This window comes from Novosphingobium jiangmenense, from assembly GCF_015694345.1.
GTDB lineage: Bacteria > Pseudomonadota > Alphaproteobacteria > Sphingomonadales > Sphingomonadaceae > Novosphingobium > Novosphingobium jiangmenense.
This window is the reverse complement of sequence record NZ_JADQDC010000006.1, coordinates 31,398-46,806: the sequence shown is the minus strand read 5'-3', so window position 1 is coordinate 46,806 and position 15,409 is coordinate 31,398. Positions and strand designations below refer to the sequence as shown.

13 protein-coding genes are annotated in these 15,409 nt (G+C 64.1%); 5 read left to right on the top strand and 8 right to left on the bottom strand.

Annotated features, from left to right (window positions below; all coding sequences use genetic code 11):
- The first annotated feature begins 5 nt into the window (after positions 1–5).
- The gene (locus I2488_RS10320; protein WP_196275722.1) at positions 6–677 is read left to right on the top strand and encodes a glycerophosphoryl diester phosphodiesterase membrane domain-containing protein; all 672 of its coding nucleotides are present in this window, start codon (positions 6–8) and stop codon (positions 675–677) included.
- A gap of 98 nt (positions 678–775) precedes the next feature.
- The gene (gene topA / locus I2488_RS10315; RefSeq protein ID WP_196275721.1) at positions 776–3,376 is read left to right on the top strand and encodes a type I DNA topoisomerase; all 2,601 of its coding nucleotides are present in this window, start codon (positions 776–778) and stop codon (positions 3,374–3,376) included.
- Between the two features lie 18 nt (positions 3,377–3,394).
- Here topA and I2488_RS10310 read toward each other — a convergent pair whose 3' ends face one another.
- The 5 genes from I2488_RS10310 to lepB all read right to left on the bottom strand — a co-directional run bounded on the left by I2488_RS10310 (position 3,395) and on the right by lepB (position 8,440).
- Positions 3,395–4,936, bottom strand: a complete 1,542-nt coding sequence (locus I2488_RS10310; protein WP_196275720.1) for a hypothetical protein — start codon at positions 4,934–4,936, stop codon at positions 3,395–3,397.
- 185 nt (positions 4,937–5,121) lie between these two features.
- A complete protein-coding gene (locus I2488_RS10305) occupies positions 5,122–5,934 on the bottom strand; it encodes an SGNH/GDSL hydrolase family protein (RefSeq protein WP_246465620.1) in 813 nt (270 codons plus the stop codon).
- Positions 5,934–6,827, bottom strand: coding sequence for a GTPase Era (era, locus tag I2488_RS10300; protein ID WP_196275718.1), 894 nt, complete (start codon positions 6,825–6,827; stop codon positions 5,934–5,936). The genes I2488_RS10305 and era overlap by 1 nt, the downstream gene beginning before the upstream one ends.
- Positions 6,828–6,905: 78 nt before the next feature.
- A complete protein-coding gene (gene rnc / locus I2488_RS10295) occupies positions 6,906–7,622 on the bottom strand; it encodes a ribonuclease III (protein WP_425492394.1) in 717 nt (238 codons plus the stop codon).
- Positions 7,577–8,440, bottom strand: coding sequence for a signal peptidase I (gene lepB, locus I2488_RS10290; protein ID WP_246465601.1), 864 nt, complete (start codon positions 8,438–8,440; stop codon positions 7,577–7,579). Before lepB ends, rnc begins: the two co-directional genes overlap by 46 nt.
- Before the next feature lie 156 nt (positions 8,441–8,596).
- On the opposite strand from lepB, the gene pgi reads away from it, so the two are divergent.
- The 3 genes from pgi to I2488_RS10275 all read left to right on the top strand — a co-directional run bounded on the left by pgi (position 8,597) and on the right by I2488_RS10275 (position 12,771).
- Positions 8,597–10,120 (top strand): glucose-6-phosphate isomerase, encoded by a 1,524-nt coding sequence (pgi, locus tag I2488_RS10285; protein ID WP_196275717.1) that lies wholly within the window; start codon positions 8,597–8,599, stop codon positions 10,118–10,120.
- Between the two features lie 88 nt (positions 10,121–10,208).
- A complete protein-coding gene (gene gorA, locus I2488_RS10280; protein WP_196275716.1) occupies positions 10,209–11,579 on the top strand; it encodes a glutathione-disulfide reductase in 1,371 nt (456 codons plus the stop codon).
- A gap of 175 nt (positions 11,580–11,754) precedes the next feature.
- Entirely contained in the window at positions 11,755–12,771 is a 1,017-nt protein-coding gene (locus I2488_RS10275; protein ID WP_196275715.1) for an NAD-dependent epimerase/dehydratase family protein, read from the top strand.
- On the opposite strand, the gene I2488_RS10270 is transcribed toward I2488_RS10275, so the two are convergent.
- The 3 genes from I2488_RS10270 to I2488_RS10260 all read right to left on the bottom strand — a co-directional run bounded on the left by I2488_RS10270 (position 12,768) and on the right by I2488_RS10260 (position 15,408).
- Positions 12,768–13,517, bottom strand: a complete 750-nt coding sequence (locus I2488_RS10270; RefSeq protein ID WP_196275714.1) for a molybdopterin-binding protein — start codon at positions 13,515–13,517, stop codon at positions 12,768–12,770. The two genes, I2488_RS10275 and I2488_RS10270, sit on opposite strands and share 4 nt — an antisense overlap.
- Positions 13,514–14,362, bottom strand: coding sequence for a cytochrome b/b6 domain-containing protein (locus I2488_RS10265; RefSeq protein WP_196275713.1), 849 nt, complete (start codon positions 14,360–14,362; stop codon positions 13,514–13,516). The genes I2488_RS10270 and I2488_RS10265 overlap by 4 nt, the downstream gene beginning before the upstream one ends.
- A gap of 80 nt (positions 14,363–14,442) precedes the next feature.
- Positions 14,443–15,408, bottom strand: coding sequence for a phytoene/squalene synthase family protein (locus I2488_RS10260; RefSeq protein WP_196275712.1), 966 nt, complete (start codon positions 15,406–15,408; stop codon positions 14,443–14,445).
- Position 15,409: the final 1 nt, after the last annotated feature.

Genomic DNA, 15,409 nt, shown 5'->3' with positions numbered 1-15,409 from the left:
ACCGTATGCAAGGACAGATCAGGGTTTCGGCGGGCGAAATCTTCGGAGCCATCAGTGAGCTGGCCAGGCGCCACGTCGGAGTCTGCGCCCTGGCTGCGGGCTTCATGACGGTTTTGCAGGTCATCCTCGATCTCGTGCTGGGAGAGGGCGAAGGCGTGGCTTTCGGCACTTTCATTGCCGGCATCGTGAACTTCTTCGTCACCTATCGCGTGACCGAGCAGATCCTGCGCAGCGAAGGCCTGATGACCGTGTGGTCGCGGTCCTACGGCGCCATGTTCGGGGCGAACATCCTGACCACGCTGGGCGTCGGCCTCGGTTTTGTCCTGCTTTTCGTGCCCGGGCTCTATCTCCTTGCGCGCTGGTCGATGGTTTCGCCGATCATCGTGGCGGAGGGCGTGACGGCCAGCCAGGCTCTATCGCGCAGCTGGGAGGCGACGCGGAGCAGCGTGTGGTCGATTGCCGTCGTCTATCTCGCCTATGTCCTGTTTTTCGTGATGCTGCTTGGCGGGATCGGTGTGGCCTCGGCGGCGACGGGCGCTGAAGGGCAGGGGGTCGCCTCCTCGCTCGTGATCAACGGGGCGGGGAGCCTTCTGGGGATTGCCGGCATCCTGATCGCCGTGGCGGTCTATCGTTCGCTTGCTGCCGGCGGGGCGCAGTATGAGGACGTGTTCGCCTGACGCCACTTTCTTCGGCAGCCCGTCGTTACCCTTGACGAACCGCGCTGCCAGTCCCCACCCTCGCGCACACGTACACGTAAGGACTGCTTTTCATCGCCATGCAGCTTGTCATTGTTGAATCCCCGGCCAAGGCCAAGACCATCGAGAAGTACCTCGGCCCCGGCTACAAGGTTCTCGCCTCCTACGGTCACATTCGCGATCTTCCGGTCAAGGACGGTTCTGTCCGCCCGGACGAGGATTTCGCGATGGACTGGGAGCTTTATGGCGACAAGCAATCGCGGGTGAAGGCGATCAGCGACGCGGCCAAGGATGCCGACCGCCTGATCCTGGCGACTGACCCTGATCGCGAGGGCGAAGCAATTTCGTGGCATGTCAGGGAGTTGCTGAAGAAACGTAAGGCGCTTCCGAAGGAAGTGGAGCGTGTCACCTTCAACGCGATCACCAAGCAGACGGTGACCGAGGCGATGCAGCGGCCGCGTGAACTCGATCAGGATCTGATCGATGCCTACCTCGCCCGCCGCGCGCTCGATTACCTGTTCGGCTTCACCCTGTCGCCGGTGCTGTGGCGCAAGCTGCCCGGCGCGAAGTCGGCAGGTCGCGTGCAGTCGGTGGCGCTGCGCCTGATTGTCGAGCGCGAGCGCGAGATCGAGGCGTTCAAGGCTCAGGAATACTGGTCCGTCATCGCGCGGCTCGAGCAGGGCGGCACCGAGTTTGCCGCGCGCCTCGTCAAGTTCGACGGGCAGAAGCTCGACAAGCTGACGCTGGGCGACGAAGGCGCTGCAATGAAGGCCAAGGCCGTGGTCGAGGCCGGGACGTTCCGCGTCGAAGAGGTCGAAACCAAGCCGACCCGCCGCAATCCCTATCCGCCGTTCACCACCTCGACCCTGCAGCAGGAAGCGGCGCGCAAGCTTGGCTTCTCGGCCAGCCACACCATGCGGGTGGCGCAGACGCTCTATGAAGCGGGCGCGATCACCTACATGCGTACCGATGGCGTGCAGATGGACCCGAGTGCGATCTCGGCTGCGCGCAAGGCCATCTCGGACCGCTATGACGGGCATTACCTTCCGGAAAAACCGCGTCATTACGAGACCAAGGCCAAGAATGCTCAGGAGGCACATGAAGCGATCCGGCCCACCGATTTCTCGAAGGACCGCTATGGCTCGGGCGACGAGGCGCGGCTTTATGATCTGATCTACAAGCGCGCGATGGCCAGCCAGATGGCATCGGCAAACATCGAACGTACCAGCGTCACGCTGCGCGACGGCACCGGCAAGCACGAACTGCGTGCGACTGGGCAGGTGGTGAAGTTCCCCGGCTTCCTCGCCGTCTACGAGGAAGGGCGCGACCAGAAGGCCGATGGCGACGACGAGGACGGCAGCCTCCTGCCATCGCTGAACAAGGGCGACACTCCGGCCAAGCGCGGCGTTGACGCAACGCAGCACTTTACCCAGCCACCGCCGCGCTATTCGGAAGCCAGCCTGGTCAAGCGGCTCGAGGAGCTCGGCATCGGGCGTCCTTCCACGTATGCTGCGACGCTGCAGGTCCTGAAGGATCGCAACTACGTCCGGACCGAGAAAAACCGTTTCTTTGCAGAGGAATCCGGGCGACTTCTCACGTCGTTCCTTGAGCGCTTCTTCAACCGCTACGTGGCCTATGAGTTCACGGCGGGCATGGAAGAGGAACTCGACGACGTTTCCGGCGGCCGGGCCGAATGGAAGAAGGTGCTCGCCGAGTTCTGGCGCGACTTCAAGCCCAAGTCCGACGAGGTGATGGAGAAGAAGCCGAGCGAGGTGACCGCCGAGCTTGACGAATTCCTCTCCGACTATCTGTTCCCGCCGCGTGAAGACGGCAAGGATCCCCGCCTGTGCCCCAAGTGCGAGGCGGGCCGTTTGTCATTGCGCGGTGGCCGTTATGGCGCATTCGTCGCCTGCTCGAACTACCCCGAGTGCAAGTACACCCGCAAGTTTGCCCAGCCCGGCGGCACGGATGGCGACGGCGGTGAGGACGGGGTGCTTGGCAAGGACCCGGTGACCGGGGAAGACGTGGTGCGCAAGGCCGGGCGCTTTGGCCCCTACATCCAGCTGGGCGAGGGCAAGGAAGCCAAGCGTGCGTCCATCCCCAAGGATGTTCTGGAGCAGTTGGGGGGCGAACTCAATCTGGAGTGGGCGCTCAAGCTGCTTTCGCTCCCGCGCGAGGTTGGCACGCACCCGGAAAGCGGCAAGCCGATCACGGCCAGCATCGGGCGTTATGGCCCTTATCTAGCCCATGACGGCAAGTATGCCCGCCTGCGTTCGACGGCAGAGGTGTTCGAAACCGGCATGAATGCCGCCGTGATGCATCTTGCCGCTGCGGCGGCAGGGGCGGGCGCACGCGGGGCGCGCACGGCTGCGGAGCCGCTCAAGGTCTTCGGCGCCCATCCGACTTCGGGTGGCGAGATCAAGCTGATGGCCGGGCGCTACGGCCCCTACGTCACCGATGGCACGACCAACGCCACGCTGCCCAAGGACAAGCAGCCTGAATCGCTGACGCTCGAAGAAGCCATCGTGCTTATCGACGAACGTGCGGCCAAGGGCCCGGCCAAGGGCAAGAAGGGCGCGAAGAAGGCTCCGGCGAAGAAGGCAGCGCCCAAGAAGGACGCTACCAAAAAGCCGGCGGCCAAGAAGGCACCTGCGAAGAAGGCGGCAAAGTCCGCCGAATGAACGGCTGACCGGCCGCGCTCAACGGCGCGGCCGGTAGAGCCAGTATTCCTTGTTGCCCAGTGGTACGCGGGCGTAGCGTTCGTAGTTGCGGGCGAGATCGGCCTTGATCATCCGCCGCGTGTCCATGTTCGGCAGGTAGAGCTTCTTGTGCGGCCCGCGCATGACGATCACGTCGGGCTTGCTGGCGAGGATTTTCGCGAGTTCCGCTGACGGATCGACGCCGATTGCCGGGGCCTCGATGTAGGTGTTGAGGTGGTTCGGGAAGATGCGCGTCGTCGGCAGGCAGCTGTTGGTGGTGCGATAGAACGCCATCTCGCCTTCATAGATGAACAGGCAGCCGCCATGCATCTCCTGCGCGATTGCGGCGTTCATGGCTTCGTACTGCCGCGTGGTGCCGTGCTGGTTGTACTGATAGGCCATGACCACCACGCCGGCCACGGCGCCGAAGCCGAGCAGCAGGCGCCCATACCAGCGCTCGCCGTCCCTGGTGCGGGCGAGGGCCGGGGCGGCCAGAACGGCCAGGGGCATGAGCAGCGGCGAGACGTAATGATCGTACCACGTCCCCAGCAGCAGGAATCCGGAGACCGCAGCGATTGCCCACACGCGCAGGACGCGCAGGCTTGCCGCACTGGCGGAAGTGCCGGTATCGAACACCTTCGGTGCGCGGAAGATGGCCAGCCAGAACGGCGTCAGCACAACCACTTCCTTGGCGAGGCGCCACCACGATCGCCAGCCATCGGAACCGCGCTCGAAGATCGAGACGAAATTGGCATAGACGAAGGCGTCGAGCTGACCGAGCTTGGCATACCAGGCAAGCGCGGCCAGCGTCGGCAGCAGCGCGATGGCGATCCACAGCGCTGCGGTTCCCGCCAGCTTGCGCCATGACCACACATCGGCAAAGCCCCGCGCCAGAAGGATCAGGCCAAACGCCGCGCCTTCGAAGATCACGGTGTACTTGATCTGGATGGCGAGCCCGAGCAGCAGCATGACGAGGCAGCCGCGCCAGATCAGCGGCGGGTGTTCGGGGCGCTTGACGCTGTCGACCACGCCCCACGCCGCCATCGCCACGAGCAGGTTGTAGAATACCGGTGCCTGACCCATCCCGGCGTTGAAGATGGGCATGAACAGGATATAGGCCGCGCCAGCCTGCCACGCTGCCGCCGGTGTGGCGATCTCGCGGGCGATGCGGCTGATGACCATGGCGGTCAGCGTGAAGCTGAGCCCTGCGCCGATCTGGTAGGCGATCACCGGATCAAACGGCAGTGCTGCCAACCCTTCATAGAGCAGGAACAGCCCGATCGGCTTGCGGTCCCAGATATCGACATAGACCGTCGCGCCCTCGCGCATACGCTCCGCCACGAACAGGTAGAACTGCTCGTCGATATGGACGACGGGATTGCCGAACAGGAAGCTGCGGGTGATCAGGAACAGCGCAAGAAAGCCCAGTGCCTCGATCAGCCACAGCGGAATGGCGCCAAGCTTGCCGGAAGCAGTGGCAGAGAACCGGCCGTCCAGCGGGCCGGTTGCCACCGCCGCCGTCACGCTGCCAGTTTCGCTCATGCTCGCACTCCGTCCACCATTGCACCCGGGACGTTAACGGGCGAACTGCCCGTACCCTTCGCGCGAGCGACGCTAGAACGGCAATGTGAACGGCGAATTTCGGTTCCATGCCGCATTGCAGCAAGGATGCTGCATTGCGGCAAGTGGTCCGATTAAGGCGGTGAAGCGTTTTAAGTGCGGGGAAATCAGCTGAGGAACTTGGCCAGCCCCGCTGCTGCAGCCTCATGTCCCGCCCGATTGGGATGGATCGGAATGCCATCGCCCGCAGGCGCCGTCAGACCATTGCTCCAGGGTTCTGCCGAGCAGGGGGCATGGCTTTTCGACAGGGCAGAGAAGCGGAACACTTCGGCTCCTTCTTCGCGCGCGACTTTTGCAGTCAGCTTGACAAGACGCTTGGCTGCCGCCTGGCTCTGCTTCATGCGCTCATTGCTGATCGGCACGGCCGCGCATGTGCCCTTTGGCGGAAGCACGGTGATGTAGTCCACGAACACGACGCGGGCCTGAGGCGCGCGTGTCCGCACTTCGCGAACGATGCGGCGCATGCGCTCTTCATCGCCCTTCCACACGTCATCACCAATCTCGCGCCACTTCTGGCACCGCGCATCGGGCGTGGCCATCTGCTCGCAAGCAGCGGCAAAGATGTTGCCGACGAAGTTCACGTCATTGCCGCCGATGGTGACCGTTACCAGCCTGGTATCGGCAGTCACGCTTTCGATCTGTGGCGGAACTTCATTCCAGGGGCCGAGGACATGCTCGGTCGTGGCGCCGCTGCAGGTGGCGTCGATCAACGAGAGCTTCAGCCTTGCCGCGAGCAGGTTCGGGTAGTTCAGCGTGCCACGGCCGCAGCGCGGCGGTGTGCCCGGCGTGTTCGGTCCGACACCGGGTCCTGCGGCGAACGAACTGCCGAGCGCAACGTAACGCGCACCCTCTGGCAGTGGCGCGGGTTTGGCGAGGGCGGGAGTCGCGGCAAGCGCGAAGGCCGCCAGGGTCCAACGCATCACTTCACCCACTCCAGCCCGATCTCTTCGTAGATTTCCTTGGCGTCGGCCCAGCGCTCGTCCACCTTGACGTGGAGGAAGAGGTGGACCTTGGTTTCGAGCAACTGCGCCAGTTCCTTGCGCGCGGCCTCACCGATCGCCTTGATCTTGGCGCCGCCTTTGCCGAGCACGATCGGGCGCTGCGTCTCGCGGGCGATGACGATCTGCTGGTGGATCTCGATCGAGCCATCCTTGCGCGTCAGGTACTTTTCGGGCCGCACGGTGCTGTCGTAGGGCAGCTCGTCATGCAACTGGCGATAGAGTTGCTCGCGGGTGATTTCGGCCGCCATCAGGCGCTCGCTGGCGTCCGAAACCTGATCCTCGGGGTAATGCCACGCGCCTTCCGGCATGAGTGCGGCGAGGCGCTGCTTGAGTTCCGGCACGCCATCGCCGGTCAGAGCCGAAACGAAGAACACCTCGTCGAATTCGGCCTCCTGCGTCAGCGCCTCTGCCATTACGAGCAGCGGCTCCTTGGGCGTCGAATCCACCTTGTTGAGCACCAGCAGCTTGCGCTCCGGACGGCCTTTCAGGGTTTCGAGGATGGGCTCGAGATAATCGCGCTTCTTCTTGCGGGCATCGACCACCAGCAGGATCGCGTCAGCCTCGTGCGCGCCGTCCCACGCTGCGCTGACCATGGCACGGTCGAGCCGACGCTTCGGTTCGAACAGACCGGGGGTGTCGGCCAGGATGATCTGCGCTTCACCTTCGAGCGCTATGCCCATCAGGCGCGCGCGCGTCGTCTGCGCCTTGGCCGAGACGATCGCCACCTTCTGGCCGACGAGCGCATTGACGAGGGTGGACTTGCCGGCGTTCGGTGCGCCAAGGACGGCCACGAGGCCACATTTTTCGGTCATTATTCCAGTTCTTCAGAAGAGTTGCGGCCATCTTAGGCCAAAAGCGCGTTGGCCGCTAGTTGGGGGGGCAGGATCGGCTCAGCCGTAGGCTTGCATGAAGGCACGCGCAGCCGAGGTTTCGGCTTCCTGCTTGCTGCTGCCGGTAGCACTCGCGCTGCCCACGCCCTTGACTTCGACCGCCACGGTAAACTTGGCCGCATGGTCCGGCCCTTCGCGCGCGACCAGCGTGTAGACCGGCGGTTTGCGGCGATTGCCGGCCGCCCATTCCTGCAGCGCTGCCTTGGGATGCTTGCGCTGGCCGGTGCCGGAAGCCATCGGCTTGGTCCACAGCTTGCGCACGAAGGCGCGGGCTGCCTCGAAGCCGCGCTCGACGAACAGCGCACCGATCAGCGATTCCATCACGTCGCCAAGGATGTTATCGCTCCTGGCGCCACCATCGTCGCGCGCCTGCTTGCCAAGGCGGATATGGGCCGACAGGTCGATCTCGCGCGCAACGTCGGCGCAAGTCTCGCGGCTGACCAGCGCGTTAAGGCGCTGCGACAGCTTGCCTTCGGCGGCATCACTCTTTTCGTGCAGCCATTCGGCAATGACGAGGCCAAGTACGCGGTCGCCCAGGAACTCGAGCCGCTGGTAATCGCGGGCGACGCCCATCGAACCGTGCGTCAGCGCCTCCGCCCAGAGGTCGGGGCGGGCGGGCGCTTCGCCGGTCAGCGTGGTCAGATAGGCCAGCGTTTCTGGGGAGAGCGCGCTCAGAACGTGCCCCCGATGCGGTTCCAGCGTGCAGCGGTGAACCAGGTCCACGGCAGGAACCAGTTGGCGCTGCCATCGGTCGACCACATCATGATCGTGGCACGGCCGACCAGATTTTCCTGCGGGACGAGGCCGATGCCGCCGCCTTCCATTGCCGGGAAGCGGCTGTCCATCGAATTGTCGCGGTTGTCGCCCATCATGAACAGATGGCCTTCCGGCACGACCACCGGCACCGTGTTGTCGGCATCGCGCTGGCCAAGGTCGAGCACGTTGTAGCTCTTGCCGCCGGGCAGGGTCTCGCGGAACTGCGGGTAATGGCAGGTCTGGCTGCCATCGGCCTCGGTCACCACGAATTCCGGCGAGATGCAGTCGGTGTTGGGGCTCACCGGAATGACGAAGTCCTCGACCTTTACCTTCGGCACGGCCGTCCCGTTGAGGTGGAGGACACCGTCGATCATCTGCACCGTATCGCCCGGCAGGCCGATCACGCGCTTGATGTAATCGACGTCATTGCCGGGAGGCGCCTTGAAGATCGCGATGTCGCCGCGCTCGGGCTGGCGGGCGAAAATGCGCTTGGGCAGCAGCGGCGCGCTGAACGGCAGCGAATAGCTGCTGTAGCCATAGGGCCACTTGGCGGCGAGCAGGTAGTCCCCGTTCTCCAGCCGTGGCAGCATCGATTCCGACGGGATGTTGAACGGCGAGAAGATGAAGCTGCGGAAGATCGCGACGACCAGCACCAGCTTGATCAGGAAGACCGGGAAACTGTCCTCCTTCTTTTCCTTCTTTGCAGAAGGTGCAGGTGGCGCTTGGTCTGCCGGTGTCGGGCTGCTGGCTTCGGGCGTGTCGTTCATCGTCGCGGTCATGTTGCCAGCAAGGCCCTTCGTCAAGTGTGTTGTTGGTCTAATACAGTAGCCGAAATACGTCTGCGCAGCTTGCCGATGGATGAACAGCGTGCTTGGCGAGGGGCCTGCTAGCGGGCATTAGAGCCATTACGCAGTTGCGAAAGGATGAGGTTGGACATGTCGGCAGGCGAGGCAGAACAGTATTGGACCGCACTTCAAGGCCTGCCAAGGCCGACGCTGAAGGACCTGTTCGCTGACTCCGGGCGGCTTGCGCGCTACTCTACCACGATCGACCTGCCGGGCGGTCCGGTCATATTCGACTGGTCCAAAACGCACCTTTCGCTTGAAGTTGATGCCCTGCTCGGCGCCGTTGCGGCCGCGATGGACCTTGAAGGCCGCCGCGATGCGCTGATCTCTGGCGAGAAGATCAACAACACCGAAGGCCGCGCCGCCGAGCACACGGCACAGCGCGGCATCGGCAAGGATACCAGCGTCGAGGAAGCCGAGGCGCTTCACGCCCGCATGCGAATGCTGGTCGAGGCGATCCACGAGGGCGCGCTGGGCGAGGTGAAGAGCCTGATCCACATCGGCATCGGTGGTTCGGCACTAGGGCCGGCGCTGGCCATTGACGCCCTGACGCGCGATGGTGCCAAGGTTGCGGTCCATGTCGTCTCGAACATCGACGGTTGTGCGCTGGAAGCGGCGATGAAGGCCTGCGATCCCGAAACGACCCTGATCGCAGTGGCATCCAAGACTTTCACCACAACCGAGACCATGACCAATGCGCACTCGGCGCTGGAATGGTTGCGCGAGGGTGGCGTGGCTGATCCCTACGGCCGCGTGATCGCGCTGACTGCATCGCCCGAAAAGGCGGTCGAGTGGGGCGTGGACGAAACCCGCGTGCTGCCGTTCTCCGAGACTGTCGGCGGGCGTTATTCGCTGTGGTCCTCAATCGGTTTCCCGGTTGCCATGGCGCTAGGCTGGGACGGTTTTGCCGAATTCCTCGACGGCGCCGCGGCGATCGATCGCCATTTCATTGACGTCGATCTGGCCGAGAACGTGATTGTCCGCGCCGCCTTTGCCGACCTCTATTACACGCAGGTCCGTGGCTGCCAGACGCGCGCCGTCTTCGCCTATGACGAGCGGTTGAAGCTCCTGCCCGACTATCTCCAGCAGCTCGAAATGGAATCGAACGGCAAGCGCGTCCTGGCCGATGGTACGCCGCTGACCCGCCCGAGCGCGCCCGTGACGTGGGGTGGCGTTGGCACCGATGCCCAGCACGCCGTGTTCCAGCTGTTGCATCAGGGCACGCATCTGATCCCGGTCGATTTCCTTGCGGTGAAAACGCCGGGCCATGACCTTGATCCGGCGCATCATGAGATTCTGCTGTCCAACTGCTTCGCCCAGGGCGCCGCGTTGATGGCGGGCAAGGCCTCCGATGATGGCGCGCGCGCCTATCCGGGTGATCGTCCTTCGGCGACGATCCTGTGTGAGGACCTCAATCCCGCCACGCTGGGCGCGCTGATTGCATTCCATGAACACCGCACCTTCGTTTCGGCGGCGATGCTCGGGATCAACCCGTTCGACCAGTTCGGCGTCGAACTCGGCAAGGCAATCGCCAAGCAGATTGAGGCCGGTGGCGGCGAGGGCTTCGATCCTTCGACCGAGGCCCTGCTGGCCGCGGCGGGCATTGGGGGCTGATCGTTCGGTCAGCTAACAATATCGCCGAAATGCCTCTGGTCTTGCGCAAGGCCAGAGGCCATATGCTCCTGCGATACAAGGAGTGCATATGGTAAAGCAGGTATCCGGGCGGGACTTCGACTACGATCTCTTCGTGATTGGCGCAGGTTCGGGCGGCGTCCGCGCGAGCCGCATCGCGGCCAGCCATGGTGCGCGGGTTGCCGTGGCCGAAGAATATCGCGTCGGCGGGACCTGCGTGATCCGGGGCTGCGTGCCCAAGAAGCTGCTCGTCTACGGTTCGCACTTCGCCGAGGAATTGCAGGACGCGGCCAACTACGGCTGGACTGTCGAGAAAATGACTTTCGACTGGCCGACGTTACGTGACGCGGTCCTCAAGGATGTCGACAGACTCAATACCGCCTACACGAACACCCTGGAAAACAACAAGGTAGAGCGCTTTCTCGAGCGTGCCACCGTTGCCGGACCGAACCTCGTGCGCCTCGCCTCGGGCCGTGAGATCAGCGCGAAGTACATCCTCATCGCCACCGGTGCCTGGCCGGTCATGCCCGAGTTTCCGGGCAGCGAGCATTGCATTACCTCGAACGAGGTATTCCATCTCGAGAAGCTGCCCAAGCGCGTGGTGATCTCCGGCGCGGGCTATATCGCGATGGAATTCGCAGGCATTTTCAACGCGCTGGGCTGTCACGTAACGGTGGTCAACCGCAGCGAGACGATCTTGCGCGGCTATGACGAATCCCTGCGCGATCGCCTGCTCCAGATCACCATGGCGCGCGGGATCGAGTACAAGTTCAATTGCCCGTTCGACCGCGTCGAGAAGCGCGAGGATGGTTCGATCGACGTGTTCCTCGGCAAGCAGCCCGATCCGATCCACGCCGACGTGGTGCTGGTAGCGACTGGGCGTCGGCCCAAGACCGATGGTCTGGGCCTTGAAAATGCTGGAGTTACATTGGGTTCGGCGGGCGAAATTCCGGTCGACGATCATGGCAAGACATCGTGTGACAGCATCTACGCCGTCGGTGACGTAACGAACCGGGTGCAACTGACCCCCATCGCGATCCGTGAGGGGCAGGCTTTTGCCGACCGTGTTTTCGGGGGCAAGGAGACGTCGGTCAGCTATGATTGCATCCCCAGCGCGGTGTTCTCGCAGCCGCCGCTGGCGGGCGTGGGCCTCACGGAAAGCCAGGCGCGTCAGGCATTTGGCAGCAATATCAAGGTCTACTCGTCCGACTTCCGCCCGATGAAGAACATCTTCGGCCATCGTCCGGAGCGCGGGCTTTACAAGATGATCGTTGATGCCTCGACCGAGAAGGTGCTGGGGATCCACATGATCGGGCCGGACAGCCCGGAGATCCTGCAGGCGACGGCAATCGCGGTGAAGGCGGGGCTGACCAAGGCGGATTTCGATGCGACGGTGGCCTTGCACCCCTCGATGGCGGAAGAGCTTGTTCTGATGCGATAATCCGTAAAGTTGCCCGTTTTCCAACTCTCGCAGGCAAACGGGCAACTCCCCCCTGACTCACCGGCAACTCTGCCGGACTTGAGGTCAACTGTCGGGGGGTAGAACGGTGGCGATTTGCAACCGGACGCGTTGACGCTATCCTCTGGCCAAATCGGTCGGTGGGGAGAGCGGAAAAATGGCAGGCACGGTCCTCGTTTCAGGTGGCAGCGGCTACATCGCCGGGTTCCTCATCCGCCAGCTTCTGGCCGAGGGCTGGACCGTCCACGCCACCGTCCGCTCGCTCTCTCGCGAAGCGCAACTGCGGCCGCTGTTGGGCGGGTCCGCGGAGACGCTGCGCTTCTTTGCCGCGGACCTGACAGCGGACGCCGGGTGGGCCGAGGCGATGGCCGGGTGCAGCCATGTTGCGCATGTCGCCTCGCCGTTCACCACGACGGCGCCCCGCCACGAGGACGACCTGATTGTCCCGGCGCGCGAAGGGGTGTTGCGGGCGTTACGTTACGCTCGCGATGCCGGGGTGACGCGGTTCGTGCAGACCTCTTCCGTCGCCGCGATTGCCTATGGCCATGGCAAGGGCGTGTTCGAGTTTACCGAGCAGGACTGGACCAATCTCGAGGGCGAGGATGTCTATGCCTATGTGAAGTCCAAGACCCTTGCCGAGCGCGCGGCGCGGGAGTGGGTGGCGGCGCAGGGTGGGGGCATGGAGTTCGTCTCGGTCAACCCGGCGGCGGTGCTGGGGCCGGTGTGGAGCGATGACTTCTCGCCATCGATCGAGGTGGTCAAGCAACTGCTTTCCGGGGCTTTGCCGGGTTGTCCGGACCTGGGCTTCGGGCTTGTCGACGTGCGTGACGTTGTGGACCTGCACGTGCGGGCGCTGACCACGCCGGGGATCGCAGGCGAGCGCTTCATTGCCTCGGGACCGTTCCTGAAGATCGTGGATGTTGCCAAGGTGCTGAAGGAACACCTCGGGCCGCAGGCGCGCAAGGTGCCGACGCGCCGGCTGCCCGACTGGCTGGTGCGGACGGTGGCCCTGTTCAATCCGGTGATCCGTCAGGTAACGGGCGAACTCGGCAACGTGCGCGGCGCGAACTCTGCCCACGCGCAGGAGCGGCTGGGCTGGGCGATGCGACCGGTGGAGGAATCGATCCTCGACTGTGCCCGGAGCCTGATCGAGCGGGGCGTGGTGAAGGTCTAGATCCCGGCGAACCACTGGTAGCCGGAATGATCCTCCCAGTAGCCGCCACCGCCGCCGTAGAGTCCGGCCAAGGTTTCGACCGCCTCGATCTTCATGACGTACTTTGCCTGCTTGTACCCGAGTGCGCGCTCGACGCGCAGGCGGATCGGTGCGCCATGGCCGACGGGCAGGGGCTGGCGGTTCATGGTGTGGGCGAGGATGGTCTGCGGGTGCAGGGCATCGATCATGTCGATGCTCTCATAGTAGGGCTTGCCTGAGAAATCGTCTGCACAATGGAAGACAATGTATTGTGCAGATGGGGAAACTTGTGCCTGACGCAAGAGCAGGCCGAGCGGTACTCCGGTCCATTCGCCGATCGCGCTCCACCCTTCGACGCAATCGTGGCGGGTGATCTGGGTGCGCTGCGGTGCGGCCTTGAGCTGGGCAAGGGTGAGGCTGAACGGGCGGGCGACCTTGCCGCCGATCTCCAGCCTCCAGTCGGCGAAGTTGCTGGCCATGTGCGCCTGATATTCGGGCGAACCCGGCAGGCGATTGCCATTCATGCGGAACTTCGGGGAGATGTCAGCGCGGGTGAACTCGGGCGCCAAGGCGTTGCGATCGGTGACCAGCCGCTGGCCGGACAGCGTGGCTTTTTCGCCAAGAGTCAGCACTTTGCGCACCGTGGGCGAGGTGGTGATCTTCTCGCAACCGGCGAGCAGCAGGCCACTTGCGCCAACGAGCGCGGTGCGCCGCGTGATGATCGTCATGGCTTTGGCCTCCGCTCGGCGGGCAATCGGTACCAGCCGGTGATGATCGAGCGCAGTTCATTGAACGGCCCTGCGAGCAGGACCATCAGAAGATGGATGAAGATGAAGGCTAAGAAGCCTGTTGCACAAAGGAAATGTATCGAACGAGCAGACTGCCGCCCCCCGAAAATGTCGAGAAGCCACGGGAAGGCGGCGTTGAGCGTGGGCGACATGGTCATGCCGGTCAGCACCACCAGCGGGATCAGCACGAAAATCACGCTGAGGTAGGCGATCTTCTGCAACGGGTTGTAGGCCTTGGCCGCTTCGCCAGTGGGGAAGCGCAAGTGGGCGTGTTCCTTGATGTCATGCCACAAGTGGGAGAGCTTGCGCTCTTCACGCGTCAGCGCAAGATCATGCGACAGGTGTCTGGAAAACAATGCATAAATTACGAAACCGGCAATCGAAACGACCAGCACCCACGCGAAGAAGAAGTGCCATTGGCGGCCCTCGGCGAGGCTGTAGTAGTTGGGGATGGTGACCAGCGGCGGGAAGGCTCTGGTCGAATGCTCGGTAAGACCGAGAAAGCCGGTCGTATCGAATTGCAGCGAGCCGAGGCGCAGGAAGCCCTGCTGGCCCTGCCGCCCGATCTCCAGCCAGGGCGTTTCGAAAGTGGCGCCGTACTTGCCCCAATAGAGCCGGGGATGGGCGTTGAAGATCGTCGCGCCGCTCATCAGCATGACGAAGATCGTCAGCGCGTTGGTCCAGTGCCAGATCCTGACCGGTAATCGCGTGCGATAGACCAGGGGCCGCGTTTCGACCGTTGTAGCGGATTCCTGTAACGTAACGGAAGCGGTCGCGGCATCCACGGCGAGGTTCCTGCTGCTGTTCGGGAACCAGTGTGCCACAACTTGTGGCCACGCGGAAGTAAAGGCTTACCGCCGCGCCTTCAGGCGGGATGGCGCGCCGCGAGCGCGATCAGGTCAGCGCGGGAGAAGCGGCGCTCGCTGGCCTTGGCGATGCTGGAGCGCGGGACGGGGCGCAGCGCCGCCCATGCCGCCTTGCCGACAAAGCCGAGCTTGCGGGCGTTGGTGACGACGGTGCGGTGGTCCCAGGCGTGGTCGCCGCGCTTGGCGACTTCGCGAGCGATTTCGCCATAGATGCCCGCGGCGGCGAGGATGGCCCAACGCTGGCGGCCCTTGAGGCGGGCCGCGCCGATGCGGGCCGAGCATTCGTGGATTTCCGCTGTCTCGCACATCCGCGCGACAAGGCGGGTGAGCGCGGGGCGATAGTGCGGCTTCATCTGCTCGCCCGGCGGGATATCGAGTTCCGAGAGCCAGTCGAGCGGGATGTAGCAGCGGTCGGCGGCGTCATCCTCCTCGATATCGCGGGCGATGTTGGCGAGCTGGAAGGCAAGGCCGAGGTCGCAGGCGCGGTCGAGCGTGTCGTCGTCGTCTGGCGAGACGCCCATGACCACGGCCATCATCACACCCACGGCCCCGGCGACATGCCAGCAGTAGCGCATCAGGTCGGCCTCGGTGTGGGGCTGCCATTCGGCGGCATCGAGCGCGAAGCCATCGATCACGGCGCGGGCCATCTCGATCGTCAGGCCGGTTTCGCGGGCGACGAGGCCGAGCGCGTCGAAGGCCGGATCACCGGTTTCGCGACCTGCGAAGGCGAGCGCCGTTTTTTCGCGCACAAGGGCCAGGCGTTCGGCAGCGCCCTCCTGAGCGCCCAAAGCGCCGCCGTGGTCCTGAGCGTCGACGATATCGTCGCAGCGGCGGCACCAGGCGTAGAGCAGCCAAACGCGTTCGCGGGTCTCGCGATCGAACAGGTGGCTGGCGAGGGCGAAGCTTTTCGAGCCCTTCAGGATCGACGTGCGGGCGTTAGTAACGAGAGAATTGCGATCCAGCATT

What these genes read in the sequence shown, in the direction of transcription:
- I2488_RS10320 (WP_196275722.1), top strand. Translation starts at nt 6, where the DNA reads ATGCAAGGACAGATCAGGGTTTCGGCGGGCGAAATCTTCGGAGCCATC.
- topA (WP_196275721.1), top strand. Translation starts at nt 776, where the DNA reads ATGCAGCTTGTCATTGTTGAATCCCCGGCCAAGGCCAAGACCATCGAG.
- I2488_RS10310 (WP_196275720.1), bottom strand. Translation starts at nt 4,936, where the DNA reads ATGAGCGAAACTGGCAGCGTGACGGCGGCGGTGGCAACCGGCCCGCTG.
- I2488_RS10305 (WP_246465620.1), bottom strand. Translation starts at nt 5,934, where the DNA reads ATGCGTTGGACCCTGGCGGCCTTCGCGCTTGCCGCGACTCCCGCCCTC.
- era (WP_196275718.1), bottom strand. Translation starts at nt 6,827, where the DNA reads ATGACCGAAAAATGTGGCCTCGTGGCCGTCCTTGGCGCACCGAACGCC.
- lepB (WP_246465601.1), bottom strand. Translation starts at nt 8,440, where the DNA reads ATGACCGCGACGATGAACGACACGCCCGAAGCCAGCAGCCCGACACCG.
- pgi (WP_196275717.1), top strand. Translation starts at nt 8,597, where the DNA reads ATGTCGGCAGGCGAGGCAGAACAGTATTGGACCGCACTTCAAGGCCTG.
- gorA (WP_196275716.1), top strand. Translation starts at nt 10,209, where the DNA reads ATGGTAAAGCAGGTATCCGGGCGGGACTTCGACTACGATCTCTTCGTG.
- I2488_RS10275 (WP_196275715.1), top strand. Translation starts at nt 11,755, where the DNA reads ATGGCAGGCACGGTCCTCGTTTCAGGTGGCAGCGGCTACATCGCCGGG.
- I2488_RS10270 (WP_196275714.1), bottom strand. Translation starts at nt 13,517, where the DNA reads ATGACGATCATCACGCGGCGCACCGCGCTCGTTGGCGCAAGTGGCCTG.
- I2488_RS10260 (WP_196275712.1), bottom strand. Translation starts at nt 15,408, where the DNA reads ATGCTGGATCGCAATTCTCTCGTTACTAACGCCCGCACGTCGATCCTG.